We start from the raw sequence: 25,113 nt of genomic DNA, 5'->3' as shown, positions 1-25,113 counted from the left end.
GAGTAGCAATGCCGTTAAGGCCACCTTACGGGCGTCTGACGCCCGTAAGGTGGCCTTAACGGAACTTCAGCGCGCGCCCAGCAGGGCCGGGGGCGCGGCCTGGGCGGACGTGCCCCACGAGGTGGGCTTGCCACTCAGGGTGAAGCGGATCTTCCCGGCGCCGAGCAGATCCTCGTGGCTCAGCCAGCTCTTCGCGAGCGAGCGATTGTGAACGTCCACAGAGGACACATACTGCAGCTTCGACGCACTCGCGCCCGGCGCGTCGATCTTCAGCTTCTTGCCGCCGTCCGGCCGGATCTCGACCTTCTCGAACATCGGCGCGCTCAGCAGGTACGTCCCCGAGCCGGGCTGTGCCTCGAACACGCCCGCCATCGCGAACACGAGCCACGACGAGATCGTGCCGAGGTCGTCGTTGCCGGGCATGCCGTACGGCGTGTCGGTGAACAACGTCCGCGCCGCGCGCATCACGGCCGACGTCTTCCACGGCGCGCCCGTCCACGCGTACATCCACGGCGCGTGCAGGTCCGGCTCGTTGTTGGGGTTGAACGCGAAGTTGTTGTGATAGTCGTACGCGCCGTGGACCCACGAGTCCTTGGCGGCCTTCGCCGGGTTCTGCAGGAGCAGCGGCATGTCGAAGAACGTGTCGAGCCGCTTCTCCGCCTGCGCCGCGCCACCCATCAGGCCGAACAGCTTCGTGGTGTCCTGCTGCGCCAGCCACTGGTACTGCCACGGCGTGCCCTCGTGGAAGCCGGTCGACTTGGCCGGATCGGGGTCGCCGACGCCGGTGCCGTCCGCCGCCTTGGTCCGCGGAAATCCGGTGTAGCCCTTGGACTGCACGCCGGTGTCCCACAGTTTCGTGAAGTTGTCACAGCGCGCGGCGAGCGTCTTCGCCTTGTCCTTCTCACCAAGGCCAGCGGCCATTGTGGACAGTGCGCAGTCGGCCAGCGCGTACTCCAAAGTGGCCGATCCCGCCTGCCGCGTGTCGCCGAACTGGTAGCCGGGGACGTCCTGGTAGCCGATCCAGCCGTTCTTGACGTACGTCGGGTTACCGTCACGGCCGCGGAAAATCGACTGGTCCTTCGGGACCTCGTTGACGTTCTTCCACAGCGCGTCGAACAGCTGACGCGCGGTCTTGTCGTCGAGCAGTCCCCGGCGGTAGTTGTCGACCACCCACGGCGTCACCGGATCGCCGCTCATCACGTTCGTCTCGCCCTGACCGAGCGCCCAGCGCGGCACCCAGCCACCGTCTTGGTAGATCTTGAGCACGGACTTCGTCATGTCCGCGGCCCTGTCCGGATGCAGCAGCGCGACGAGCTGGTTCTGTGAGCGGTAGGTGTCCCACAGCGAGAACATCTGGTAGTAAGGCGAATCGCTCTTGTGGATCTTGTCGTCGAAACCGCGGTACTTGTTGTCCACATCGGACCCGAGCGACGGATGGAGCAACGAGCGGTAGAGCGCGCTGTAGTACGTCCGCTGGTCGGCGGTGGTGCCGCCCGCGACGCGCATACGGTCCAGTTCCTCGCGCCAGGTCTTGTTCGCGGCCTTGTGGGCCTTGTCGAACGACCTCGGCTGCTCGGCGACGCGGTTGCCGCGCGCACCGTCGATCGAGGTGTACGAAATCCCGACCGAGGCGCCGACCTGCTTACCCGCCTTCGGGTCAAAGCTCAGCCACGCACCCGTACGTCCCGCGCCGAACTGGGCGTCGCGCTGGTTCGGCGTCAGCTTCCCGTCGGCCCAGGTGCCGAACGAGGCGAACTTGCGGTCGAACTTGGCGCTGAAGAAGATCTTGTAGCGTTCCTTCTGGGTTTCCCAGCAGAAGTTGCCGCCCTGGAGCCAGCCTTCGACGGTGTCGTCGCCGACGACGTGCACCTCGCCCGCGTAGCTGTAGCCGTTGCTCTCGGTGGCCTCGATGAGAACGTTGTCAGCGGTGGCGCCGGCCGGGAAGGTGTACCGGTGCTGGCCGGTGCGTTCGGTGGTGGTCAGCTCGGCGTTGATGCCGTTGTCCAGTTTCACACCGTAATAGCCCGGTTCACGTGATTCGTTAGCATGGTTGAACTTCGCGCCGTACTGCGCGGGGTCGGACGAGGTGACCGCGCCGGTCGTCGGCATGAAGCGGAAGTTGCCCATGGTCTGGCAGCCGACGCCGGAGAGGTGGGTGTGGCTGAAGCCGAGGATCTTGTCCTGCGCGTAGTCGTAGGAGGCGTACTTCTTGAGCTGGGTGTCCGGGGACAGCTGCACCATCCCGAACGGCGAGGAGGCGCCCGGGAACGTCGTCCCGTCGCCGTTGTTGCCGATCGACGTGTCCACCAGCTTCGTCGGATCGTCCGCGAACTTCGGGCCACTCTCGGCCGACGCCGCGGGCGCCGCCACCGTGGCGGCCCCGAGCGTGCAGGCGAGCACGGCGGCGAAGACCCGGTTTCGCGCTCTCATCGCGATGGTTCCTCTCTGACAACGTTGTCATGACGCGTATCCATCGATCCTCACCGATGGATACGATTCCGTCAATCCCGACGTTGGTCGTGACGGATGCACTACAAAGAGTCCATGGAGCGACCGGAGCCGGACTGGCCGACCTGCGATCAGGTGGACGAGCAGGGCGAGCCCTGCGTCGGCTTCCGCACCGAAGACATCGGCCGATGCCTGAACCACCTGACGCCGGAGCAACTCGACCGATTCCTCTCTCGGCTGTCTCCGGGCGCACCCCTCGCGGCACCAGGTACCCGCCTGCTCCCCGAGTGGTGGGACCGAATCCTCGCCGTCACACAGTTTTCGCTCGGCGATGTCGACGTGCGGTGGGCCAGGTTCCCGGGCTGGGTGTCGTTCGTCGATGCGAAGTTCACGGGAGAGGCGAAATTCTCTCACGCGACGTTCGAACAGAGCCCGTCATTCGACCGCGCCGAATTCTCCCGGGAAGCCAGATTCGACGGTGTGGATTTTCGCGTAGGAGCGTCGTTCGCGAAGGCCAAATTCAACGAGAAAGCCGAATTCCAGGCAGGCAGCTTCGGTGGCCACGGCGTGTTCACCGAGGCAAGCTTCGACGGAGAGGTCATCTTCGATCAAGCGCGGGCATTCAATTCTTTGGTGTTCGACAAGGCGACATTCGACCTCGGCGAACGGCAAAGACTACTGCTCGACGCGGCAGATCTGAGCTTTGATCTGGCGACCTTCAAGAACCCTGTCGTGCTCGAGATCAAGGCCGGTACGGTGTCGTGCGTAGCCACCCGATTCGAGGGCTCGACCACCGTGCAATTGCGGAATACGGCCGCGACCATGGATCGCGCGGTGTTCACTGCCCCGTCATCGATCACCGCGGCACCCGCCACGCCGGCGGTCGACAGGTACGAGCCGGGATTGTTTTCGTTGCGTGACGTAGATGTGAGCAATCTGACGATCATCGATGTCGATCTGCGGGTCTGCGCATTCGGCGGCGCCCTTCATCTCGACAAACTCCGTTTGGAAGGCGACTGCCGATTCGGCGAACCGCCCCCGGGTATCCACGTCGGACGGGCGTGGTTTCCGGTCTGGCGCTGGACATGGCGAGCGGTCATCGCCGAGGAGGCCGTCTGGCGTGCCACGACAGCCAAAGGAATCGGATGGGCCGACTACGGGCCCGCATTGAACGCCAAGCGGATCGCGAATCTGTACCGGCAGCTCCGCAAAGCGCGGGAGGACAGCAAGGACGAGCCCGGAGCGGCCGACTTCTACTACGGCGAAATGGAAATGCGGCGCAACGACCGCCTCGCGTCACTGGCCGAACGTGCCATCCTTACCCTCTACTGGGCCACGTCCGGTTACGGGCTTCGCGCGAGCAGGGCGTTCGTCTTTCTCGTCGTTCTCCTTCTGCTGTCCGGGTTCTTCTTCCAGCACTTCGGGATCATCGGCGTGTCACTGTCCTATGGGGACGGTTTGCTCGACGTCATCGGCTCCGCGATGGGGCTGGACGTCGTCAAGCCCGAGACGCTCAGCCGGCCGGGCCACATCCTGCGGATGCTCGTACGGATCGGGTCTCCGCTCTTCCTCGGGCTCGCGTTGCTGGCCGTGCGCAACCGCGTCAAGCGCTGACGTGGGTGGGGCGCCCCGCGAGCAGGGTCGCCGTGATCGGCATCGCGCGCAGGTCGGCCGGGGACAGGTGCGACGGGTCGGCCGCGGTGATCATGAGGTCGGCGACGTCGCCGACCGCGATCCCCCGGCGCCCGCCGGACGCGGCGGCGAGCGCGTCGGCCAAGGGGATGGCTTGTTCGGGGTGCCAGGCGGGGCGGTCGTCGTCGGTGCGGCCGACGGCGGAGGCGATGCCGTCCCACGGGTCGAGCGGGGAGACCGGCGCGTCCGAGCCGATTTCCAGGCGTGCGCCCGATTCCAGCAGCGCGCGGTACGGAAAGGCGCGGTCGGTGCGGCCGTGCCAGTGGCGGTCGGCGACGTCGCGGTCGTCGGGCTGGTGAGCGGGCTGCACGCTCGCCACGACGCCGAGTCGCGCGAACCGCGGCACATCGCGGGGGCTGAGCAGCTGCGCGTGCTCGATACGTCCCGTGCAGCCGAGTTCGGCGAACGCGTCGAGCGCGATCGTGTTGGCCTGGTCCCCGATCGCGTGCACCGCGGGCGCGAGGCCGTTCTCCGCGGCCTTGCGCATGAGCGGCACGAGTTCCTCCGGCGGAAGCTCCAGTAACCCCACCGTATCCCCTTCCGGATAGGGATCGTGGCAGTAGGCCGTTCGGGTGTTGAGGGAGCCGTCGACGAACAACTTGAACGGGCCCACCCTGAGCAGGCCGTCCGAACCCGGGAGGACGTCGCCGGTCCGGTGCCCGCGTTCGATGGCGGTGTCGAGCAGATGCCGTGCGATCACGCAGCCGATGCGCGCGTTCAGCGGGCCGTCCCCGAGTCGTCTGGTCCAGTCCGTGACCGTGTCGGCGTATTCGTAGTCGACGATCCCGGTCACACCGCGCGCGTTGGCCGCGGCGACGGCCTCGGCGACCCAAGCGTCCTGGACGTCCACCGGAGCCGACGGCAGTTCGGCCGTCGCGCTCATGCAGTCGTTCTCCAGCAGGACCCCGGTCGGATGATCCCGCCCGATCAGGCGCAACGCCGCCGGGCTGAGCCACAGCGTGTGCAGATCCGCGCTGAACAACGCGACCGGGCGCCCCGGCAGCGCGTGCTGCAGCAGATCCTTGTGTGGTTTGTCCGGCCACAGGCCGTCCCGGAATCCGGCGCCCACCACGAGTTCCTCGGGACGCCCCGGCGTCGCGAGCAGATGCGCGAGCAGCAGCTCGACCGCCTCCGCCGCGGATTTCGCGGCGTCGAGGGAAATCCGGCGGCGGAACGTCGACCACTGCACGACGTGTACATGGGCATCCACCAGGCCGGGCAGCAGCGTTCCGCCGTGCCCGTCGATCACCCGCGTCGCCGAACCCTCGCCGGGGCCGGTGATCGCGGCGATCCGGCCGTCCGAAATCAGCACGTCCGCCGGCTCACCGCCGAGTCCCGGCCGCACCCGGCGCAGCAGAAGATCGTCCATGGCCACAGCCTGCCAGTCCGATCGGGTGAACACGAGCGGCAATCCGTGGGATTCCGGAATTTTCCGGGTATCCCATGCATTGAAGTACATGAAGAACATGGCAGCCGTCGCCCGCCGAAGGGTCAGGGCCGGTTAGGAGCGCCGCCTTCACAAGCCGCGCAGGGTTCGACTCCCTCGGTTGCCGCTCGAGTTTTGTTCGGAGGCCTGGCGGCCTCCTCCCAGTGCTCTGTTTCCTTGTGGGGGCCGAGCCCCCACACCCCCACGGTGCGGTTGGTGGCGGAACCAGCGTGGGGACGTTTCCTGGTTCCCGGTGCTCGACGATCCGGGGGGCGTTTCTTGGTTCCCGGTGCGCCACTTCGGGTGCGTCAGCGTGTGCGGGACAGAAACCTGGTGGGAGTGGCGAGGACTTGGTGCACGATGAGGCCTGCGGCGCCCAGGGTCGCGGCCTGGCCGCCGAGCTGGGAAGGGATCAGAGTGGGCGGCGTGGTGCGCAGCTTGACCAGGCGGTCGGCGAGAATGCGTTCGATCGGCGGAGCCAGCCAGTCGAACAACGGCGCGTAGATCCCGCCGAGCACGACACGGTCGAAATCCAGCAGGTTGACCGTCGAGGTCAGGGCGATGCCGAGCGCCCGCGCCGCCTCCCCGCACGCCTTCACGGCCAGGTCTTCCCCGCGCTCCAACCGGGTCAGCAGCTCCGCGACCGTCTCGACGTCGCCCGCCGCGGTGAGGATCGCCTCTTGACCGGCGGCGGTTTCCAGGCACCCCGCTCCCCCGCACCGGCACCTCGGCCCGCCGGGCGAGACGACGACGTGACCGAGTTCGCCGGCCAGCCCGCGTGCCCCGTGGAACAGCTCGCCGCCGACGACCAGTCCGGCGCCGATGCCGATTTCCCCTGATACATAAAGGAAATCCCGTTCACCGGCGCCGAACCACAGCTCACCGAGCGCGGCGAGGTTCGCTTCGTTGCCGAGTACCGTCTCCACCGGGAGCCGTAGCATCTCGACGGCGTGGACGTCGTGCCAGCCGAGGTTCGGCGCGTTGAGCAGCACTCCGCCGGCGACCGGCCCGGACATCGCCAGGCCCGCTCCGGCGACGTCGAGGCCGAGGCGACGGGCCTCCGCCATCGCCTCGATCGCCAGCGTCCGCAACTGGGCGATGACGCGCATCGCGGGCTTGCCCCGGTTGTCCTGCCCACGTCGTCTGGTGAACCGGACACGCTGCGCGAGGTCGAGCAGGCACACGGCGATGTAGTCGACGTTGATCTCGCACCCGAGCGCCGCGACCCTGTCACCGCTCAGCACGACCTCGACGCCGGGGCGCCCGCGTTCCCCGGCGCGGGCGGGGCCGGACTCGGCGAGGATTCCCGCCTCGATCAGATCACCGACCATTTTGGACACTGTGGACTTGGTCAGCCCGGTGCGTTCGGCGAGCGCGGCGCGCGTCTGCGGCCCGCCTCGCTGGACGGCGTCGAGCACCACGCCCAGGTTGCGGGCACGCATCGAATCGTGACGGACCGGCTGCGTCATGACGGAGTTCCTCCCGTCCCGCACTCTAGCCGCCCTTGACGAGCGGTGGCCCATGCCAGCATATTTAGTCTACAACGCGAACTAAATGGAGGAGCCGTCATGAGCGCGTTCGTCCCGGTGCCGGGCGACAAGTTCTCCTTCGGACTCTGGACCGTCGGGTGGCAGGCGAACGACCCCTTCGGGGCCGCCACGCGGGCACCCGTCGATCCCGTGGAAAGCGTGCACCGGCTGGCCGAGCTGGGCGCCTACGGTGTGACCTTCCACGACGACGACCTGCTGGCGACCGAGCCGGACCGGGACAAGGCGGTGGTGCGCTTCAGGAAGGCGCTGGCCGAGACCGGGCTGGAAGTCCCGATGGCGACGACGAACCTGTTCACGCATCCGGTGTTCAAGGACGGCGGGTTCACCAGCAACGACCGCGACGTGCGCCGGTTCGCGCTACGGAAGGTGCGGCGCAACCTCGACCTCGCGGCCGAACTCGGCGCGCGGGTGTATGTCCTGTGGGGCGGCCGGGAGGGTTCGGAATCCGATGCCGCCAAGGACGTCCGCGCGGCGTTGTCGCGCTACCAAGAGGCGTTGGACGTGCTGGCGGAGTACGTCGTCTCGCAGGGCTACGACGTCCGGTTCGCGTTGGAGCCCAAGCCGAACGAGCCGCGCGGGGACATCCTGCTGCCGACGATCGGGCACGCGCTGGCTTTCATTTCGCGGCTGGCGCGGCCGGAACTGTTCGGGGTGAACCCGGAGGTCGGGCACGAGCAGATGGCCGGGCTGAACTTCGTGCACGGGGTCGCGCAGGCGCTGTGGCACGGGAAGCTGTTCCACATCGACCTCAACGGCCAGCGGGGCCCGAAGTTCGATCAGGACCTGATCTTCGGCCACGGCGATCTGGCGAGCGCGTTCTTCCTTGTGGACCTGCTGGAGCACGGCGGCTATCACGGCCCGCGCCATTTCGACTACAAACCCGCGCGGACCGAGGACCCGGACGACGTCTGGACCACGGCGGCGGCCAACATGCGGATGTACCTGATCTTGAAGGCGAAATCCCAGGCGTTCCGGGAAGACCGCGAAGTCGCCGAACTACTGGACGCCGCGCGTGTTCCGTCGCTCGGCGTGCCGACCTTGGCGCCCGGCGAGAACCTGGACGATCTCGAAGCGGATTCGTTCGACGTCGAGGCCGCCGGGCGGCGCGGGTACCACTTCACGCGGTTGAACCAGCTGGCGCTGGAACATCTTCTCGGTGTCCGGTGAGTTCGGAGGTCAGTCCGGCAGGAGCGGTCGCATGAAGCTGCGTTCGTAGCGCAGGACGCAGCCGCTCTCGTCCCGGATCCTGTCGGCCTCGACGAAGTCGGGATCCTTGCCGAACAGGGTCCGGTACTGCTCGTAGGCGGCGAGACTGGGGAAGGTGAACAACGCCAATGCCTTGTCGCTCGCGCCTTCGGCGGGGAGGAAGTATCCGTGATGGGTTCCGCCGTGCGCGTTCACCAGCTCCATCCAGCGACGGCCGAAGCGCTCGAACGCGTCGATCCTGCGCGGATCGATGACGTACTCGACGACACAAGTGATCATGCCGGAAGCGTAGGCGGCGAGAGGGAGCCCGGGTAGCCCTTGGAGTACGGCGGGAGGTTCCCGTTTACGCGTCCATTGTGGACTTACGTGGAGCAAGACCCCACGGCGCATCGCACCGGCTCGGCGCCCTGCCATCGTATAGGGCTTCCCCCACCCTCTCCGGGGGACGGCCCTGGGCCAGTCTATCGCCCGGGTACGACAAAAAGCGGGGCTCGGGTGGGACGCGGGGCGAGTTGTCCACAATGGCGCCCCAGCACGACTCCCCTGTGGACAACCGCCAACACACACCGGGAAACCGTTCGCAGGCAAGGGAAAGCGATGCCGTCAAGGCCACCTTACGGGCGTCTGACGCCCGTAAGGTGGCCTTGACGGCATCCGGGGCGGGGAGGGCTCAGAGGTCGGCGAGGACTAGGCCGCTACGGGGTTTCGGGGTGAAGTAGGTGGCCTTGCGGGGCATCCGGCGGTTGGCGGCGTGCACGGCGAGGACGTCGGCGAAGGGCACGGGGGCCAGCAACAGCACGACGTCGGCGTCCGGCGGGACCGGACGTCCCGCGGGCAGCGGCCGGACCGACGGGCCGTCCGGGTCCACACCCAGTGCCTCGCGGAGCAGCACCCGCTCGACGACGTCGTGGTCGATCACCGGCCCCGGCCCGTCCGGCACCGGCAGCGTCACCCGCACCGCCGTCTCCCCCGCGACCGCCACCACCGCGCCGGGGCACGAAGGCGCGGCCCCGTCCGACGGGCGGACGTCGAGACCGGCCGCACGCCACCGCGCGGACAGCGCCGCCACGTCGAGACCGGTGCCGGCGAGCACCCGGTGGATCGCGCCGATCTCCAGCCGCGGCCCGGCGGTCACCAGCGCGAGCAACGCGCCCCGGCCGGCGTCCCTGGCCGCGGCGACGCGGTGGTTACCGTCCGCCACCAGCAGTTCCCCGGCCGCGATCGAGGCCAGCAGGTACTCCTGCACCGCGCCGCCGGGCACCACCCACAGCTCGTGCCGCCGACCCGCCTGGTCCGAAGTGGACAGACGAGGCGAGCCGAGCGACTCGCACGCCCACTCCACCCGCGCCGTCAGCTCGGCACCGTCCGACGCCGGGACCAGCATCGCCGCGCTGGTCGCGCAGCCGAGCCCGGCAAGCATCGCGGCGCGTTCCGCCACGACCTCGGGGTAGACCTCCTCGGTGTGCCGGACCCTCGCCAGCCCGTCCGCGCCCACCTCCGCCGGATCCACCAGGCACAGCACCCCCGCCGCGGCCCCGTCCGGCCCCTCGATCCGGTACAGCGCCACGAAATCGGACATCGGCACGTAGTGCTCGGCGATCAGCCGTTTCAGCGCCGCCCGCGCCGCGGGAAGGGCCTCCGCCACGGTGTGGCCGTGCGCCAGCGCGGCCGGGGTCCGCGCCGGGTGCTGGACCGCCAGCAGCGTGTCCCCCGCCGCGTCCGGCCCGGCGAGCGCGGCGACCACCCGGTCCGGTTCGGCGAACTCGTCGACGTCCGGACCGGGCACCCCGTCCCGCACGACCCAGCCCCGCCCGATCGCCCGCACCCAAGTACGCATCCCTCCATCTTGACCGGAAGGCCGCCGATGAAGCCGATAAATCAGTGCCGCCAACCGGGTGTCTCGTGGAATGCTTGCTTAGCCAAAGTAGTTAGTCCAGCCATGGCCCCGAGGAGCACATCGCCGATGACCACCGAGGCACCAGCCACACGGAAAGCGGTCGGTCTCCGTTCGGAGCGTGGCCCCGTCCTCGCCTCCGTCATGCTGAGCACCGGCCTCGTCGCGCTGGACAGCACCATCATCGCCACCGCGGTCCCGTCCGTGGTCAGCGACCTCGGCGGGTTCTCCCAGTTCCCCTGGCTGTTCTCGATCTACCTGCTCACCCAGGCCGTCACCGTCCCGCTCTACGGCAAGTTCGCCGATGTGCTGGGCCGCCGCCCGGTGATGTTCTTCGGCATCGCGACGTTCCTGCTCGGCTCCGTGCTGTGCGGCGCCGCGTGGAGCATGCCGGTGCTCATCGCCGCCCGCGCGGTGCAGGGCATCGGCGCCGGCGCGGTCCAGCCGATGAGCATGACCATCGTCGGCGACCTCTACACCGTCGAGGAACGCGCCAGGGTTCAGGGTTACGTGGCCGGCGTCTGGGCGGTCGCCTCCGTGGTCGGGCCGACGCTGGGCGGGGTGTTCGCCGAGTACCTCGACTGGCGCTGGATCTTCTTCATCAACCTGCCGCTCGGCGCCGCCGCGGCGTGGATGCTGTACCGGAACTTCACCGAAAAGGTGGAACGCCGTGAGCGCCGCATCGACTACCCCGGGGCCGCGCTGCTGACCGCCGCCTGCTCCCTGATCATCCTCGGCCTGCTCGAAGGCGGCGTCGCGTGGGGCTGGGCCTCGGTCCCGAGCCTGGCGATCTTCGGCGCCGGGATCGTCCTGCTCGTCGTGTTCGTCCTGGTCGAACGCCGCGCCGCCGAACCCGTGCTGCCGCTGTGGGTGTTCACCCGCCGCACCCTCGTCGGCGGCAACCTCGTCGCCGTGGTCGTCGGCGCGCTCATGATGGGGCTCAGCTCGTACCTGCCGACCTACGCCGAGGGCGTGCTCGGCAAGGGCGCGCTCGTCGCCGGATTCGCGCTCGCCGCGCTCACCATCGGCTGGCCGATCGCCGCGTCGCTGTCCGGCCGGATCTACATGCGCATCGGCTTCCGCGACACCGCGCTGATCGGCAGCGTCTTCGTCATCGCCGGCGTGGTCTCGACGACGTTCCTCGACGCGAATTCGTCGATCTGGCAGGCCGCGGCCGCCGCGTTCGTGCTCGGCATCGGGCTCGGCCTCTGCTCGAGCCCGACCGTCGTCGCCGTGCAGTCCACCGTCGGCTGGGACCGCCGCGGCGTGGTGACCGCGACGAACATGTTCAGCCGCTCGCTGGGCAGCGCGGTCGGCGCGGCGGTGTTCGGCGCCATCGCCAACGCCACCCTCGCCGCCCGCTTCGCCCATCCGCCCGCCGACGTCGCCGGGCACCTGCCGTCCAGTGTGGACGCCACGAGCCTGGTGCTGGGCGGCCACGCCGGGAACTCCCCCGCCGCCGGATACGTCCGCGGCGCGCTCGCCGACGCGACCCACCACGTGTTCCTCGCGCTCGTCGCCGTCGGCGCGCTGATCGTGGTCGCGCTGCTGCTGATGCCGCGGCGCACCCGGCAACTGACATTCGACGGCGTGAACTGACCCGGCGCGCTAGTTCTGCAACGGCGCCAACTCGGTCAGGAAGTCGTCGAGGAAGTACCGGTAGTCGCCGCCGTACCCGGGCCGGATGACGAACTTCGTGATCCCCGCTTCGATGTGCCGCTCGATCAGCCGCCGCGCGTCGGCGAAACTCGCCGGCACCAGCTCCGCCGGATCGACGCCGGGACGGCGGCGCGCGGCCACCTCGGTCAGCTCGTCCGGCCTGCCCTTGGCCGCCACGACCATGCTGAGCCCGAAGTGGTCCTCCTCGATCTCCCGGCCCGCTTCCGCGGCGGCCTTCTGGATAGCCAGGCGCGCGGCGAGTGCCTGCTCCGGGGTGTGGAAACTGCCCAGCCACCCGTCGGCGAGCCTGCCCGCGCGCCGCAGCGCCGCGGGCGCGGTGCCACCGAGCCACACATCCAGCCGTTTGACGGGACGCGGCCCCAGCCGGACGCCGTCGACCTGGAAGAACTCCCCCGAGAACGTCACCTCGTCCTGCTCCAGCAACGCGCGGAGCAACGTCAGCGATTCGTCGAACACCGCCGCGCGGCGTCCGGCGGGCACCGGGAAGAGGTCGTGCTCGGCCGGTCGCGCCGGGCGCAGCCCGAACACCGGCAGTACCCGCTTCGGCGCCAGCCCGGCCAGCGTGAGCAACTGCTTCGCGACCAGGACGGGATGACGGCCGGGCAGGATCGCGACGCCGGTGCCGACCTTGAGCCTGCTGGTGCGGGCCAGCGCGTGGGTCATCCCGATCAGTGGATCGACCTCGGGCGAATAGATCAGCTCGGACAGCCAGAGCGAATCGACCCCGGCCTCCTCCAGCACTTCCGCCAGCCCGGCGAACCCGTCCGGTCCGGTCCCCGCCGCGGGCGCGACCCCCAGCCTGATCTTCAGCTCCGCCACGTCGCAGGCTCCTCTCGCGGAGCCGCGCCCCTCGCGGCCCCCGCACGGTGCAACGCGCCACGCCGGACGGAATTCCGCACCCGTCTTCGGCACAATGGGCGAGACGGCTCGGGACAGGGGGACGAAGATGACGGCTGTCGCCGACAGCGCGAAGTGGCTGCGCCGGTACCTGCCCGCACCGGAGGCCGGGACACGCCTGGTGTGCTTCCCGCACGCCGGTGGGGTGGCGCGGTTCTACCGGGGCATGGCGACTGCGCTGGCGCCCGCGGCCGAGGTCCTCGCGGTGCAGTATCCCGGCAGGCAGGACCGGTTCGCCGAACCGCTGATCCCGGACGTGCGGGGCATGGCGGAGCGCATCGCCGACGTCCTCGTCGCCGAACTCGACGAACCACCCGCGCTGTTCGGCCACAGCATGGGCGCGAGCGTCGCGTTCGAGACGGCGCGGCTGCTCGAAAAGCGCGGGCTCGGGGTGGTGGCGCTGTTCGTGTCCGGCAGGCGCGCGCCGCGTCTTCCGTTGAGCGGGCGGTCGTTCGACAACGACGAGGACCTCATCGCGGCGGCGAAGGCGCTCGGCGGCCCCGACCCCGAGGTACTCGACCATCCCGAGATCCTGCAACTCGTGCTGCCCGCGTTGCGCAACGACTGGCACGCCGCGATGACGTACGTCTACCAGGAAGGGCCCGACCTCAGCTGCCCGGTCGTCGCGCTGACCGGCGACGCCGACCCGCACGTCGACGTCGGTCTCCTCGACCGCTGGGGCGAGCACACGACCGGGCCGTTCACCCGGCACGTCTACCCGGGCGACCACTTCTACCTCACCGCGCACGAGGCCACGGTGTGCGGCGTGGTCACCTCGACCCTCGGGTCGCTCGCGCGGTAGCTCAGGCGGTCGCGTCGATGACGCGGGTGAGCACGGCGTGCAGCGCCTCCAGCTCACCGACCTCCATACCGAGCGTTTCGACCACGCGGTAAGGGATCTTCTCCGCCTCCTTGCGGAGTTCGCGCCCCTTCGCGGTGAGCTCGACGGTCAGCTGCCGCTCGTCGGAACGGCTCCGGCCCCGTGTGACGTACCCGATCGCCTCCAGCCGCTTCAACAGCGGCGACAGCGTCGCCGGTTCGGCCCGCAACGTCGTGCCCAGCTCCTTGACCGAACGCGGCTCGCGCTCCCACAGCGCGAGCATCACCAGGTACTGCGGGTGGGTCAGGCCGTAGGGCTCCAGCAGCGGCCGGTAGACGGCGATGACGCTGCGCGACGCCACCGACAGCGCGAAACACACCTGCCGGTCCAGCTTCAGCGGGTCCTCACCCAGGTCGATGTCCGCCACCACGTACCTCTCGGTCCTCGTCATCAGTGCTGCGGCCCCACCCTACCGTGGTTCTGGCGACACTAATGATTAGTGTGCTAACTATTAGCGTATTATCAAACCGTAGCGAGAGGAGGATCCCGATGGATCGGCCACGACCGGGTGTGTTCCGCTGGTTCTGGTACGCGGTGGGCGGCCGCCTGCCCGAGCGGTACGCGCCCTGGGTGCTGCACGACATCACCGGCCCGCGCTGGAAGACGCGCCACGTGGCCCGCAGCACCGTCGGGATCGCCCCGTTGTGCCTGGTGTGGCTCCTGCTGCCGGGTTCGCTCACCCTCCGGCTCTCGCTGGTGCTGATGGCCGCGCTCGTCGCGTACTTCTATTCCTGCGCCTACATGGAGGAAAGCGCCGAGCACCGGCTCACCAAGCACGGCTTCCCGCACGGCACGGGGCGACGGCGGCGGGCGGAACTCGCCGAGGCCGCCGACGCCGAGGCGAAGGCCCGCTACGTCGCCCGCTACCGGCAGGGCTGATCACGCGCCCGGTTATCCTCGTCCCACGATGAGACGTAAGCTCCGCCCGCCGCTGCCGCCCCGCCACGGGCTGGACCCGGCTCGGCTCAAACTGCCCGACGAGGGCCCGTGGCGGACGCTGCTGGAGCATCTCGTCGAACGGCTGCCCCGGCTCGAACCGGACCGCATCGAACAGATGCTGCGCGAGGAACGGATCTTCGGCCAGGACGGGCCGCTCGGTGTCGACACGCCGTTCGCCCCCGGCTCGTTCATCTGGTTCCACCGCGACCTGCCCGACGAGGTGCCGGTCCCCTTCGACGTCACCGTCGTGCACCGCGACGAACATCTGCTGGTGGTCGACAAACCGCATTTCCTCGCGACCATCCCGCGCGGACGGCACGTCCTGGAGACCGCGCTCGTGCGGCTGCGCCGCGAACTCGACCTGCCCCAGTTGAGTCCCGCCCACCGGCTGGACCGGGTCACCGCGGGCCTGGTGATGTTCGTGATCACCCCGGAAACCCGCGGCGCGTACCAGACACTGTTCCGGGATCGCAAGGTACGCAAGGAATACGAGGCGATCGCACGGTACGACCCCGCGCTGCGCCTGCCGGCGACCGTGCGCAGCCGGATCGTCAAGGAGCGCGGAGTCCTTGCCGCACAAGAGATTCCGGGAGAGCCGAACGCCGAGACGTACATCGAGCTGCTGGAGCATCGCGACGGGCTCGGCCGGTACCGGCTGGCCCCCGCGACCGGCCGCACCCACCAGCTCCGGGTGCACATGAACGGTCTCGGCGTCCCGATCCTCGGCGACACGTTCTATCCGGACCTCACCGAAACTCCGCTCGACGATTTCACGCGGCCGTTGCAGCTGCTGGCGAAAACGCTCGAATTCGACGACCCGGTGAGCGGGAAACCCCGCCGCTTCACCAGCGGCCTGGAACTGCGCGCGTGGACGTCGCTGGCGGAATGGGCGGCACCGCCGTCGTGACCGGCGGCGCCGCCCGCGCTTCCCTCACTCGGCTCACTTGTGCCAGAACCTGATGTTGCTCCATTCCGCGGTGATCGGGCCCGCCCCGCTCGCCGTGCGATAGGTGCCGAACTTGTCGTAGTAGCTCCCGTCCGGGCTGTCCACGGTCTGTTTCAGCGAGCCGTTGATGTACACCTGATGGTTCTTGCCCACCTGGTTGATCGTGTTGACCCGCACGGACGTGCCGACGGTGGCGCCACTGGCGATCGTGTCCCCGCCGTGCACGGCGTAGAGCCTGCCGCCCTTTTCCACGGCCAGCATGAAATACGGGCCCGCGGTGGGGGCGTCGCGGAAGGTCTGTTTGAGACTGATCCGCGAACCGCCCATGCTGGTGATCTTGAAGTAGCCCTCGAACTGATGCGTGCCACCGGTGTAGGTCGCGTACCGGCGTTCGGCGCGCTGATCGCCACTGGTGTCCGAACAGGTCAGGGAGAACGTCGACCCGGATGCCTTGCCGCAGCCCCGTTGCTGGGTGCTGTAGGACGGCGAATCGGCGATCCAGCCGCCCCCGCCGACCTGGGCCGACGCCACGGGAGCGCCCACCGCCAGACCACCGATCACCGCCATGAGAACCCCGCCTGCGCGAAGCCTTTTGCGCACGTGCCAACCTCCTGGACAACTCAGGGCGGCGGGTTTGTGGTCAAGGGTCCAGACCATTCACGGACGGGACCCGGGAGCAGACTGTACGAGACGCACGGCACACCGGCAAGGGGCCGGACGGCTTCTTTCGCTTAACCCCAGCGCCTTTCGCCGGCACCCGGACCCGTAAGGGGAGAGTTCAGGGCGAAGCCGGGGATGTCCCGCAGTGACACCGGCGGACGACGGGGCCACCGTGAGAAGTCCGAAGCGTGGTCACCGCGGCGTGGGGAGCCGGCGTGAGCGTGGATGTGTCCGAACGGGCCGGCGTGGCGCCGCGCCAGTACTCCCGGGCAGCGGTGCTGGCGGTGTGGGCCGCGGCGGCGGTGCCGATGGGTCTGCTCGCCTGGGTGATCGCGCCCGCGCTGGCCGGAGCCGGGGCCGGGGACCGGCGCTCGATCCCGGCACTGGTGGCCGCGCTGACCGCGGGCCTGGTCTGGCAGTGCGTCCTCGTCGTGGTGCTGGTCGCCGTCGAGCAGCGCAGCCTGCGCTGGCGGGTGGTCCGGGAAGCACTGTGGCTGCACGCGCCGACGGACACCGCGGGGCGCCGCGGCGGCCGGATGTGGTGGTGGATACCGGTGTTCGTGGCGGGATATGCGGTGCTGCAACTGCTTCCGCTCAGTTTCCCCGCGCCGGCCGGGCACGATCTGAACGCCCTGCTCGCTTCTCCCAGCGGCCGGGAGGTCCTGAGCGGGAACTGGGGATTGTTCGCCCTCGTGGTCGTCATGCTGCTGTTCAACACCGTACTCGGCGAGGAGCTGCTGTTCCGCGGTCTGCTGCTGCCCCGGATGCGCGGCGCGTTCGGCCGGGCGGACTGGATCGTCAACGGGATCCTCACCGGCCTCTACCACCTGCACCAGCCGTGGTCGATCCCGCGCAGTCTCCTCGCGCACACGCTTCTGTTCGCCTATCCCACCCGGCGATTCCGCAGTGCCTGGCTGGGCATCGCGGTCCACTCCGCGTCCAGCGTCGTCATCGCCGCGCTGTTCCTCACTCTGGTTCTCCGCTGACGGAAACTTCGCATCAGTGGCGAGATGCGCGGAGACCGTCGACGAGGATCGACAGCAACCGCGGCCCTCGCGCGTCGAGTTCGGCGTCGTCCAGCCGCGACAGCCAGCTGATGAGCACGATGACGTCGCGGGCTTCGGCGTCGGCGCGGACACTGCCGTCCGAGCGGCCCGCCGCCAGCAGCAGTTCCACCGCTTCCCCGATCGGGCCGAGGCTGTGCGCGGCCAGGTCACGCCAGGTCGATGCCTCGACGGCGGCGAACACGTCGCGTTTGACCCGGGCGTAGGCGGCCACCCGGTCGAACCACGCCGCCAGCGCGTCCAGCGGCCGGTGCGCGTCCAGCAGCCGCGGAGCCGCGGCGACCAGCTCTTCCACCTCGCCGCGGTACACCTCGGCGAGCAGGTCTTCACGGGTCGGGAAGTGCCGGTACAGCGTGCCCTGCCCGATGCCGCAGGCCTTCGCGACCGCGTTGAGCTTCAGCTCTCCCGGCTCACGCACGAGATCGCGTGCCGCGCGCAGGATCCGTTCACGGTTGCGCTGCGCGTCGGCACGTCGCGTCCCACTGCTCTCGACGGAATCGGACACGTGTCCGCTAAGCTGGTCGGGGTAACCGGACATGTGTCCATTCTAACCGGAGGCACTTCATGACCATCCACGGCAAGGTCGTCGCCATCACCGGCGCCAGCAGCGGAATCGGCGAAGCGACAGCCCGCCACCTCGCCTCGCTCGGCGCCGCCGTCATCCTCGGCGCCCGCCGCACCGAGCGGCTGGACCGGCTCGTCGGCGAGATCGAAGCCACCGGCGGAGAGGCGGCCGCCACGCGCGTGGACGTCACCGAGCCGGCCGACCTGCGGTCGCTCGTCACCCTCGCCGTCGAGCGCTTCGGCCGCCTGGACGTCTTGGTGGGCAACGCCGGGATCGGCCGGATCGGCCCCGTCGCCGACCTGGACGTCGAAGGCTGGTCGGCGATGGTCGACGTGAACGTCAAGGGGATCCTGCACGGGATCGCCGCTGCCCTGCCGGTGTTCCGCCGCCAGGGCAGCGGTCACCTCGTCACCGTCGTCTCGACCGCCGGGCTGAAGATCGTCCCCACCCAGGCGGTCTACGCCGGGACGAAGAACGCGGTCCGCACGCTCCTGGAGGGCCTGCGCCAGGAGAGCACCGACGGCGTCCCGCGGACGACGTCGATCTCCCCGGGCTACGTCCGCACCGAACTCGTCGACAACGCCGTCGATGATCCGGCCGTGCGCGAGCAAGTGAGGAAGAACATGGCCGAATTCGGTATCGAGCCCGCGGCGGTGGCGCGGGCGATCGCGTTCGCGATCGACCAGCCCGACGACGTCGAAATCGGGGACCTGACCATCCGGCCTACCCGCCAGGGCTGAGCAACCCGCGCCGATCGAACATACATTCGATTCGTCGGTTACAGTGAGGCCATGGCTCACCCGCTCCAGACGTCACTGTTCGACGAGCCCGGCCCGATCACCCTCGGGCCGCTGGCCCCCGCACGCCGCACCACGCTCGGCCGCGGCGCGTGGATCGACGTGCTGCCCGGCTGGCTGACCGGTGCCGAGCAGCTCTTCGACCGGCTGGCCGAGGACGTGCCGTGGCAGGCGGAACGACGCCGGATGTACGACCGCGTCGTGGCAGTGCCGCGTCTGCTGTGCTTCTACGGCGAACAGGCGCCGCTCCCCCACCCGATCCTGGCCGAGGCGAGGGACGCGCTGTCCGCGCACTACGCGGACGAACTCGGTGAACCGTTCCGCACCGCAGGGCTCTGCTACTACCGCGACGGCCGGGACAGCGTCGCCTGGCACGGGGACGACCTCGGTCGCGGCCGTACCGAGGACACCATGGTCGCGATCGTGTCGGTCGGCGCGCCGCGGCAGCTCGCGCTGCGGCCCCGCGGTGGCGGCGAAACGCACCGGTACGCGCTCGGGCACGGCGATCTGATCGTGATGGGCGGCTCGTGCCAGCGCACCTGGGAACACGCCATCCCGAAGACCGCGAAAACGGCCGGGCCGCGCATCAGCGTCCAGTTCCGGCCGCGCGGCGTGCGGTAGCCCGGCCGGTCAGTCCACCAGCACCGGGAGCGCGTCGAGGCCGTAGACGATCGACACCTTCCGGAACGCGAGTTCGTCCGGTTCCACTGCGAGGCGCAGGTTCGGGAACCGGCGGATCAGCGCGGGATACGCGGCCCGCAGCTCCATCCGGCCCAGTTCGGCGCCGACACACCGGTGGATGCCGTAGCCGAACGCGAGGTGCGAGGACGGGTCACGGGCCGCGTCGAAACTCTCCATGCCGTCACCGAGCGCGGCGTCGCGGTTGGCACCGGACAGCGACACGATCACGATGTCGCCCTCGCTGACGGAGACACCGCCGATCTCCATGTCCTCCTTGGCGAACCGCGGGAAAGCCATCTGCACCACCGTGAGGTAGCGCAGCAGCTCCTCGACGAACCGGTGCACCGCGTCGTCGTCCCCGCGCACCGCGGCCATCGCGCCCTCGTCGCGCAGCAGCACCAGCGCGCCGAGCGCGAGCATGCTGGCGGTCGTCTCCAGGCCGCCGGTCAGCACGCCGTCGGCGAGCCCGGCCAGCTCGCGGTCGTCGATCTCGTCGCCGTGCTCCTTGATCAGCATGCCGAGCAGGCCGTCGCCCGGCTGCTCCCGCTGCTTCTTGACGATCTCGAGCAGGTAGGTCAGCGACTCCGACATCGCACCGAGCGAGGCCCCGGCTCCGCCGAACAGGTCGAACCGGGCCGTGCTCAGCCGCTGGAAATCCGCCCTGTCCTCATAGGACACCCCGAGCAGCTCGCAGATGGTCAGCGACGGGATCGGCAGCGCGAACGACGTCCACAGGTCGACCGGGCCCTCGGCGGCGTCCATCGCGTCGAGCTGCTCGGCGATGATCTCGTCGATGCGCGGGGTCAGCCGGGACAGCCGCCGCATGGTGAACTCCGGCGTGAGCAGCTTCCGCAGCCGCGTGTGCACCGGCGGATCCGCGAAGCCGAGGCCACCGGGGTTCTGGTCCTCGGTCACCCCGGCGTTCCCGACGAGGTTGGTGAAGTCGCTGCTGAAACCGTTCGCCTTGCCGAGGACGGCCTTCGCCTCCTCGTACCCGGTCACCAGCCAGGCGTTCATCCCGAACGGCAGGTCGAGCTTGCTGATCGGCGCCTCTGCCCGCTTGGCGCCGAGCTCGGGCAGCGGATCGAGGCCCTCCCGCTTCAACGGCATCAGCGCCGCGTCGGGCAGGAAGGCCATCTTCGACAGGTCGAAGCCCTTCTTCTGTTGGCGCGCAAGGTAACGACGCCCCACCCAGCCGAGGACACGCGTGCGGAGACTCCCCATGGACCCGACACTACCCCACTAGCCCGTACGGCCTACGAGGCCCGCTCACCAGGGCTTCAGCGTCCGCCGATCTCGTGGTCCGCGGTGATCAGCCCGTGTTTGCTCGCGACGTAGTGGAAGTAGGGCCGTCCCCGGTCGTCCGGTCCGGTGTAGAGGGTCCGCGAGCTGCCGTCCGACCCGGTCGTGACGCCGTTCGTCCTGGTCAGCGTCCCGGTGGACCACAGCCATTCCCGCGACGACGACTTCGGGCGCCAGTGACTCCCGTCACCCGTCTCGTCGGTCAGCTGTTTCGTCATGTCCACCGTGCCGCCGAGTTCGAAGTTCTGGTCGTCGGTCAGGGTGAGCGGCGAAGCGTCCACGGTCAGCGGATAGGACCAGGAATGCCGGTCGGCCGCGATCACCCGCCCGTCCACCCGGGACACCGAGGTCTGCTGCCCGTGGTCGGCCTGGACCAGGTGCTGGGCGTTCGCGTTCCGGGTGATGTCGTCGCTGTTGCGGTAGTCGCGAGTCCGTTCGACGCGGGTGAAGACGCGCCCGGCGGAGGTGTCCAGGTACCCGGCCGTGACGTCGTGGCGCTTCGCGGTCACAGTGGCATTGACGCCGTCAGCGGTGTCCTTCACCACGGTCGTCTTGTCCGCCACCGGGGCGACGTCGTCCTGCGTCAGCGCCCCGGACGTCCGTTCGGCGTGCTGATCGGTGTACAGGAACAGCGTCGGCACGATGCTCCAGCTACCACCGATGTCCGGCACGGTGAACGACAGGTCGTGGCTGCCACCGTCGACGAGCCGCCCGGCGAACGGCGTGATGTCGAACGTCTCGGCGTGCAGGCTGAACGTGTCGATCGCCACGATCGGCCGCCACAGCGTCGGCACGACGCCGCCGGAGTAGATGTGCGGGAAGGTGTGCACGCCGCCGATCGGCGCGCCGTCGAGCGACGCGTTGGCTTCACGGAACGGACCGTGCCCGCACAGTCCCGCCTTCGGGTACTTCGCGACGACCTCGTCCGGGACGGCACTGAACCACTGCTCGTCGCAGGCACCGCCTTCCAGCGTCACCTCGAGGTAGGCGCGGGTGATGTTGCGCGGCAGGTCCTTCGCGGTGAAGTGGACCGTACCCGCGCCGACATTCGCGTCGGCGTGGCCGAAGCCCGCGACGCGGTCGGGCACCGCGGGCGCCGGGTGCGCGCCGTCGGCCCGGTAGTAGGTGATCGTCACGGTCTGCTCGTACACCCCGGTGTAGACCGCCGAGGTGTAGTTCCCGATCCCGCCGCGGAACGGCTGCGGCGTGCGCAGCAGCGAACTGTAGGCTGTCAGGTCCTTGTCGAAGTGGTAGGTGATGGGCCGCCTGCCCTCCCCGCTCGGCTCCTCTGTGGTACCCCACCAGACCTCGGTACCGCCGATCGAGAGATCGCCGATCCGGTCGTACTGCCGCCCGCTGACCGTGACCGTCTGGTCGAGCACGACCTTCGACCACGGGCCCGCGCACTCCTTCGGTGGCGCGAGCGTGCCTTCGTAGAAGCGCTGCGAGCCGTCCGGCGCGTTGGACCGGAACTTCTCGGCCAGTGTCACGGTGCAGTGCGCGGTGTCCGGCCGGGTGACCGCGGGCGCCGGGGTGACCGGATTGTCCGTGTCCCCTTCCAGCACGGGATCCGCCGACGCGACCGTCGGGGCGAACAGCAGCAGGAGGGCGGCGAGCAGGACCGCGAATCTCTTCACGCGCGAAGCCTAGCCAGAACACGGTCCGACGAACGGTGATCGTTACCCGTTCAGCCCAGCAGCTCCGCCAGGATCGCCTTCGCCTGACTTCCCTTGCCGCCGATGTCCTTGCGCGCCAGGAAGACCGGCAGTTCGGCGGGCTCGGCGTCCAGGTAGGGCGCGGAACGGCGGGCGATGTCGGCGGCGTCGGTGCCCAGCCCGTGCTCGACCAAGACGTCGACGACCTCGGCCCACAGCTCGGACGCGTCGATCACGTCGCGAACCGTCTTGACCGCACGCTCGCCCGGCACGCACGGGTCCGCCCAGGCCCACGTGTGCCTCCCGGGTCCCACCGCGATCCGTTCACCGGCGGGCGAATGCACCGTCGCCGTCGTTCCCGGCGGAATCTCGACGTCGAGGACGAACTTCCCGTCCGCGCGGTGCCAGCCCGCGTACGCCTCGCCGTAGGGTGTTTCGTGCCGTGCCCAGGCGTGCGCCAGCGCCGCGTCCGGCACCGGCCGCACGACGATCTCGCGGTACCCGGGAGCGCCGGGCGCGAGCCCGGCCACCGTGCGGTGCATCCAGTCGGCCACCGCGCCCAGCGCGTAGTGGTTGAACGAGGTCATCTGGCCGGGGTTGATCGTGCCGTCGGGCAGCATGCTGTCCCAGCGTTCCCAGATCGTGGTGGCGCCCATCGTGACCGGGTACAACCACGACGGGCAGCCCCGTTCGAGCAGCAGGCGGTAGGCCAGGTCCGGGAAGCCTGCCGAGGTGAGCGCGTCGGCGATGAGCGGAGTGCCGACGAACCCGGTGCCGATCCGGAAACCGTTGCCCCGCACCAGATCCGCGAGCCGCTCCCCCGCCTTCCGCCGTTGCCCGGCCGTCGGCAGGAGCGCGAACTCCAGTGCCAGCGCGTACACCGTCTGCGCGTCGCTCAGCACCCGGCCCGCCGCCGTGACGTACTCGTTCGCGAACGCGGCACGGGTCCGCTCGGCCAGCGCGCCGTAGTCCTTCGCCTCTTCGGTCTTGCCGAGGAGTTCGGCGGTGTCCGCGACGATCTGCGCCGACCTCGCCAGGTACGCCGTGGCGACGACGTCGGGGTCCGCCTTCGCCGCGAAGGGATCGTCCGGTGGCGCCGACGGGTCGAGCCAGTCGCCGAACTGGAACCCGCCCACCCAGAGGCCGTCGGTGCTCACCGCGGTGATCCGGTCCACCCACGCCCGCATGCTCGCGAACTGCCGGGCCAGGATCTCGACGTCCCCGTAATGCCGGTACAGCACCCACGGCACGATCGTCGCCGCGTCGCCCCAGGCGGTGGCGGCCGGGGTTTCGATGGACAGCACGTCCGACAGCACGTCCGGGATCACGAACGGCACCGAACCGTCCTCGTGCTGCTCGGCCGCGAGGTCGGCGAGCCACGAACCGAGGAACCCGGCGGTGTCGTAGAGGAAGCTCGCGGTCGGCGCGAACACCTGGATGTCGCCGGTCCAGCCCAGCCGTTCGTCCCGCTGCGGGCAGTCGGTGGGCAGGTCGAGGAAGTTGCCGCGCATGCTCCAGACGACGTTCTCGTGGAAGCGTTCCAGCGTCGGGTCCGAGCAGCCGAACCAGCCGGTGCGCCGCAGATCGCTGCCGATCACGACGGCCTCGACATCGGCGGGCGCCAGCTCCGGGACGCCCGTGACCTCGGCGTAGCGAAACCCGTGGAACGTCAGGCTGGGTTCGAGCACCACGTCATCGGCGTCCGCGAGCACGTAGGTGTCGGTGGCCTTCGCGCCGCGCAGCGGCCGCACACCGAGTTCGCCGTGTTCGAGCACCTCGGCGTGCCGCACGACGATCTCCTGTCCCGCAACGGTTTTCCCCGCTTTCAGCCGGACCCAGCCGACGAGGTTCTGGCCGAAGTCGACGAGCGTCCGGCCCGACGGCGACGTCGAGACCGACACCGCGGGAACCACCTCGGTGACCCGCACCGGCGGCCCGTCCGGAGAGACCAAAGTGGACAGATCAGCCTCGACGACCTCCACTCCGTCCACAACGGACCGATGCGTCCGGAGATCGGTGTGCTGCCCGTCGTAGAGATCGTTGTCGAGGACGCCGCTCTCCCGCGCGATCCACCGCTCGTCGGTGCCGATCACCTCGCTCGCCCCATCCTCGTAGGTGACCTCCAGCTGGGCGAGCAGCGCGACGCGGTCACCGTAGACGCCGCGGTTCCCGGTCCAGCCGAGCCGTCCCCGGTACCATCCGTTGCCCAGCAACGCTTCCAGCGTGTTCTCGCCGGGTTTCAGCGCCGCAGTGACGTCGTGAGTCTGATACCGGAGCCGGTGCGGATAGCTCGTCCACCCCGGCGCCAGCACCTCGTCCCCGACACGGACGCCGTTCAGGGTGACCGAATAGACCCCGTGCGCGGTGACGTAGAGCCGCGCGGACGCGACCGCACCGCGCGGGGTGAAGGTCCGGCCCAGTATCGGCGCGCGTTCCCCGATTCCGCCGATCCTGGCGGGGGCGACGAACCGCGCCGACCAGTCATCCCCGGCGAGCAGTCCGGTTTCCACTGTGGACGGTGCGCTCCACTCGCTCCACCGCTCACCCGCGGCGACCCGGATCCGGACGGCGGCGCGGGTCCGGGACGCCAGCGGGGCGAACGGCCAGGCTACGAGGACCTGTTCGGCCGAGTCCACCCGTACCACGGTGTGACCGTTCGATTCGAGGCACTCTTTACCGCCGAGAACGCATCGGCACAGTTCGACCTCGTAGGCGGTCTGGGCCCATCCGGGGTCGTCGGTACGCACCTGCCAGGACAGCCGCGGTGCCGCGGTGCCGACGCCCAGCGCGTCCTCGTGGTGTTCGAAGCGGACTCGGGTGACGAGCAAGGG

21 protein-coding genes are annotated in these 25,113 nt (G+C 69.6%); 9 read left to right on the top strand and 12 right to left on the bottom strand.

What is annotated here, in order from left to right; genetic code table 11:
• Positions 1–66: 66 nt before the first annotated feature.
• Entirely contained in the window at positions 67–2,430 is a 2,364-nt protein-coding gene (locus ACFW0G_RS39765; RefSeq protein WP_378330696.1) for a GH92 family glycosyl hydrolase, read from the bottom strand.
• Positions 2,431–2,544: 114 nt separating this feature from the next.
• Between ACFW0G_RS39765 and ACFW0G_RS39760 the strand changes: the two genes are divergently transcribed.
• Positions 2,545–4,062, top strand: a complete 1,518-nt coding sequence (locus tag ACFW0G_RS39760) for a pentapeptide repeat-containing protein (RefSeq protein WP_378330695.1) — start codon at positions 2,545–2,547, stop codon at positions 4,060–4,062.
• Here ACFW0G_RS39760 and ACFW0G_RS39755 read toward each other — a convergent pair.
• Both ACFW0G_RS39755 and ACFW0G_RS39750 read right to left on the bottom strand, forming a co-directional pair.
• A complete protein-coding gene (locus ACFW0G_RS39755; protein WP_378330694.1) occupies positions 4,052–5,509 on the bottom strand; it encodes an amidohydrolase in 1,458 nt (485 codons plus the stop codon). The genes ACFW0G_RS39760 and ACFW0G_RS39755 overlap by 11 nt on opposite strands.
• Positions 5,510–5,874: 365 nt before the next feature.
• Positions 5,875–7,035: an ROK family protein gene (locus ACFW0G_RS39750; RefSeq protein ID WP_378330693.1), complete on the bottom strand. Its 1,161-nt coding sequence runs from the start codon at positions 7,033–7,035 to the stop codon at positions 5,875–5,877.
• A 99-nt stretch (positions 7,036–7,134) separates the two neighbouring features.
• On the opposite strand from ACFW0G_RS39750, the gene xylA reads away from it, so the two are divergent.
• Complete coding sequence (xylA, locus tag ACFW0G_RS39745; RefSeq protein WP_378330692.1) at positions 7,135–8,283, top strand: xylose isomerase; 1,149 nt, start codon at positions 7,135–7,137, stop codon at positions 8,281–8,283.
• Positions 8,284–8,292: 9 nt separating this feature from the next.
• Here the strand turns inward: xylA and ACFW0G_RS39740 are convergent, their stop codons facing one another.
• Both ACFW0G_RS39740 and ACFW0G_RS39735 read right to left on the bottom strand, forming a co-directional pair.
• Positions 8,293–8,601 carry an NIPSNAP family protein gene (locus ACFW0G_RS39740; protein ID WP_378330691.1) on the bottom strand — a complete coding sequence of 103 codons (309 nt, stop codon included), beginning with the start codon at positions 8,599–8,601 and terminating at the stop codon, positions 8,293–8,295.
• A 391-nt stretch (positions 8,602–8,992) separates the two neighbouring features.
• Positions 8,993–10,159 (bottom strand): DUF1015 family protein, encoded by a 1,167-nt coding sequence (locus ACFW0G_RS39735; RefSeq protein ID WP_378330690.1) that lies wholly within the window; start codon positions 10,157–10,159, stop codon positions 8,993–8,995.
• A 126-nt stretch (positions 10,160–10,285) separates the two neighbouring features.
• Here ACFW0G_RS39735 and ACFW0G_RS39730 point away from each other — a divergent pair, with 126 nt between their 5' ends.
• Positions 10,286–11,815 (top strand): MDR family MFS transporter, encoded by a 1,530-nt coding sequence (locus ACFW0G_RS39730; protein WP_378330689.1) that lies wholly within the window; start codon positions 10,286–10,288, stop codon positions 11,813–11,815.
• A 9-nt stretch (positions 11,816–11,824) separates the two neighbouring features.
• Here ACFW0G_RS39730 and ACFW0G_RS39725 read toward each other — a convergent pair whose 3' ends face one another.
• On the bottom strand, positions 11,825–12,706 hold the full coding sequence (locus tag ACFW0G_RS39725) for a TIGR03854 family LLM class F420-dependent oxidoreductase (protein WP_378330698.1): 882 nt from the start codon (positions 12,704–12,706) through the stop codon (positions 11,825–11,827).
• A gap of 136 nt (positions 12,707–12,842) precedes the next feature.
• Between ACFW0G_RS39725 and ACFW0G_RS39720 the strand changes: the two genes are divergently transcribed.
• Positions 12,843–13,595 (top strand): thioesterase II family protein, encoded by a 753-nt coding sequence (locus ACFW0G_RS39720; protein ID WP_378330688.1) that lies wholly within the window; start codon positions 12,843–12,845, stop codon positions 13,593–13,595.
• 1 nt (position 13,596) lies between these two features.
• Here ACFW0G_RS39720 and ACFW0G_RS39715 read toward each other — a convergent pair whose 3' ends face one another.
• Positions 13,597–14,064 carry a MarR family winged helix-turn-helix transcriptional regulator gene (locus ACFW0G_RS39715; protein ID WP_378330687.1) on the bottom strand — a complete coding sequence of 156 codons (468 nt, stop codon included), beginning with the start codon at positions 14,062–14,064 and terminating at the stop codon, positions 13,597–13,599.
• A gap of 98 nt (positions 14,065–14,162) precedes the next feature.
• Between ACFW0G_RS39715 and ACFW0G_RS39710 the strand changes: the two genes are divergently transcribed.
• Together ACFW0G_RS39710 and ACFW0G_RS39705 are read left to right on the top strand one after the other, a co-directional pair.
• The gene (locus tag ACFW0G_RS39710; protein ID WP_378330686.1) at positions 14,163–14,552 is read left to right on the top strand and encodes a DUF5313 domain-containing protein; all 390 of its coding nucleotides are present in this window, start codon (positions 14,163–14,165) and stop codon (positions 14,550–14,552) included.
• Positions 14,553–14,580: 28 nt separating this feature from the next.
• Positions 14,581–15,519 carry an RluA family pseudouridine synthase gene (locus ACFW0G_RS39705; protein ID WP_378330685.1) on the top strand — a complete coding sequence of 313 codons (939 nt, stop codon included), beginning with the start codon at positions 14,581–14,583 and terminating at the stop codon, positions 15,517–15,519.
• Positions 15,520–15,552: 33 nt separating this feature from the next.
• On the opposite strand, the gene ACFW0G_RS39700 is transcribed toward ACFW0G_RS39705, so the two are convergent.
• Positions 15,553–16,125, bottom strand: coding sequence for a hypothetical protein (locus ACFW0G_RS39700; RefSeq protein WP_378330697.1), 573 nt, complete (start codon positions 16,123–16,125; stop codon positions 15,553–15,555).
• A 308-nt stretch (positions 16,126–16,433) separates the two neighbouring features.
• Here ACFW0G_RS39700 and ACFW0G_RS39695 point away from each other — a divergent pair, with 308 nt between their 5' ends.
• Positions 16,434–17,204: a CPBP family intramembrane glutamic endopeptidase gene (locus ACFW0G_RS39695; protein WP_378330684.1), complete on the top strand. Its 771-nt coding sequence runs from the start codon at positions 16,434–16,436 to the stop codon at positions 17,202–17,204.
• 13 nt (positions 17,205–17,217) lie between these two features.
• Here ACFW0G_RS39695 and ACFW0G_RS39690 read toward each other — a convergent pair whose 3' ends face one another.
• Complete coding sequence (locus tag ACFW0G_RS39690) at positions 17,218–17,820, bottom strand: TetR/AcrR family transcriptional regulator (RefSeq protein WP_378330683.1); 603 nt, start codon at positions 17,818–17,820, stop codon at positions 17,218–17,220.
• 26 nt (positions 17,821–17,846) lie between these two features.
• Here ACFW0G_RS39690 and ACFW0G_RS39685 point away from each other — a divergent pair, with 26 nt between their 5' ends.
• Together ACFW0G_RS39685 and ACFW0G_RS39680 are read left to right on the top strand one after the other, a co-directional pair.
• On the top strand, positions 17,847–18,587 hold the full coding sequence (locus tag ACFW0G_RS39685) for an SDR family oxidoreductase (protein ID WP_378330682.1): 741 nt from the start codon (positions 17,847–17,849) through the stop codon (positions 18,585–18,587).
• 51 nt (positions 18,588–18,638) lie between these two features.
• Positions 18,639–19,265 carry an alpha-ketoglutarate-dependent dioxygenase AlkB family protein gene (locus ACFW0G_RS39680; RefSeq protein WP_378330681.1) on the top strand — a complete coding sequence of 209 codons (627 nt, stop codon included), beginning with the start codon at positions 18,639–18,641 and terminating at the stop codon, positions 19,263–19,265.
• Positions 19,266–19,274: 9 nt separating this feature from the next.
• Here the strand turns inward: ACFW0G_RS39680 and ACFW0G_RS39675 are convergent, their stop codons facing one another.
• The 3 genes from ACFW0G_RS39675 to ACFW0G_RS39665 are packed head-to-tail and all read right to left on the bottom strand — an operon-like array spanning position 19,275 to position 25,110.
• Complete coding sequence (locus ACFW0G_RS39675) at positions 19,275–20,549, bottom strand: cytochrome P450 (RefSeq protein ID WP_378330680.1); 1,275 nt, start codon at positions 20,547–20,549, stop codon at positions 19,275–19,277.
• A 56-nt stretch (positions 20,550–20,605) separates the two neighbouring features.
• Positions 20,606–22,264 carry a peptide-N4-asparagine amidase gene (locus ACFW0G_RS39670; protein WP_378330679.1) on the bottom strand — a complete coding sequence of 553 codons (1,659 nt, stop codon included), beginning with the start codon at positions 22,262–22,264 and terminating at the stop codon, positions 20,606–20,608.
• 50 nt (positions 22,265–22,314) lie between these two features.
• Positions 22,315–25,110, bottom strand: coding sequence for a family 78 glycoside hydrolase catalytic domain (locus ACFW0G_RS39665; RefSeq protein ID WP_378330678.1), 2,796 nt, complete (start codon positions 25,108–25,110; stop codon positions 22,315–22,317).
• Positions 25,111–25,113: the final 3 nt, after the last annotated feature.

Source organism: Amycolatopsis sp. NPDC058986 (assembly GCF_042741125.1).
Taxonomy (GTDB): domain Bacteria; phylum Actinomycetota; class Actinomycetes; order Mycobacteriales; family Pseudonocardiaceae; genus Amycolatopsis.
The sequence above is the reverse complement of the archived record's forward strand: the minus strand, read 5'-3'. Positions and strand labels throughout refer to the sequence as shown.

Bases quoted from the DNA above. Each gene is read 5' to 3' on its own strand.
- ACFW0G_RS39765 (WP_378330696.1), bottom strand. From the start codon at position 2,430: ATGAGAGCGCGAAACCGGGTCTTCGCCGCCGTGCTCGCCTGCACGCTC.
- ACFW0G_RS39760 (WP_378330695.1), top strand. From the start codon at position 2,545: ATGGAGCGACCGGAGCCGGACTGGCCGACCTGCGATCAGGTGGACGAG.
- ACFW0G_RS39755 (WP_378330694.1), bottom strand. From the start codon at position 5,509: ATGGACGATCTTCTGCTGCGCCGGGTGCGGCCGGGACTCGGCGGTGAG.
- ACFW0G_RS39750 (WP_378330693.1), bottom strand. From the start codon at position 7,035: ATGACGCAGCCGGTCCGTCACGATTCGATGCGTGCCCGCAACCTGGGC.
- xylA (WP_378330692.1), top strand. From the start codon at position 7,135: ATGAGCGCGTTCGTCCCGGTGCCGGGCGACAAGTTCTCCTTCGGACTC.
- ACFW0G_RS39740 (WP_378330691.1), bottom strand. From the start codon at position 8,601: ATGATCACTTGTGTCGTCGAGTACGTCATCGATCCGCGCAGGATCGAC.
- ACFW0G_RS39735 (WP_378330690.1), bottom strand. From the start codon at position 10,159: ATGCGTACTTGGGTGCGGGCGATCGGGCGGGGCTGGGTCGTGCGGGAC.
- ACFW0G_RS39730 (WP_378330689.1), top strand. From the start codon at position 10,286: ATGACCACCGAGGCACCAGCCACACGGAAAGCGGTCGGTCTCCGTTCG.
- ACFW0G_RS39720 (WP_378330688.1), top strand. From the start codon at position 12,843: ATGACGGCTGTCGCCGACAGCGCGAAGTGGCTGCGCCGGTACCTGCCC.
- ACFW0G_RS39715 (WP_378330687.1), bottom strand. From the start codon at position 14,064: ATGACGAGGACCGAGAGGTACGTGGTGGCGGACATCGACCTGGGTGAG.
- ACFW0G_RS39710 (WP_378330686.1), top strand. From the start codon at position 14,163: ATGGATCGGCCACGACCGGGTGTGTTCCGCTGGTTCTGGTACGCGGTG.
- ACFW0G_RS39705 (WP_378330685.1), top strand. From the start codon at position 14,581: ATGAGACGTAAGCTCCGCCCGCCGCTGCCGCCCCGCCACGGGCTGGAC.
- ACFW0G_RS39700 (WP_378330697.1), bottom strand. From the start codon at position 16,125: ATGGCGGTGATCGGTGGTCTGGCGGTGGGCGCTCCCGTGGCGTCGGCC.
- ACFW0G_RS39690 (WP_378330683.1), bottom strand. From the start codon at position 17,820: ATGTCCGGTTACCCCGACCAGCTTAGCGGACACGTGTCCGATTCCGTC.
- ACFW0G_RS39685 (WP_378330682.1), top strand. From the start codon at position 17,847: ATGACCATCCACGGCAAGGTCGTCGCCATCACCGGCGCCAGCAGCGGA.
- ACFW0G_RS39680 (WP_378330681.1), top strand. From the start codon at position 18,639: ATGGCTCACCCGCTCCAGACGTCACTGTTCGACGAGCCCGGCCCGATC.
- ACFW0G_RS39675 (WP_378330680.1), bottom strand. From the start codon at position 20,549: ATGGGGAGTCTCCGCACGCGTGTCCTCGGCTGGGTGGGGCGTCGTTAC.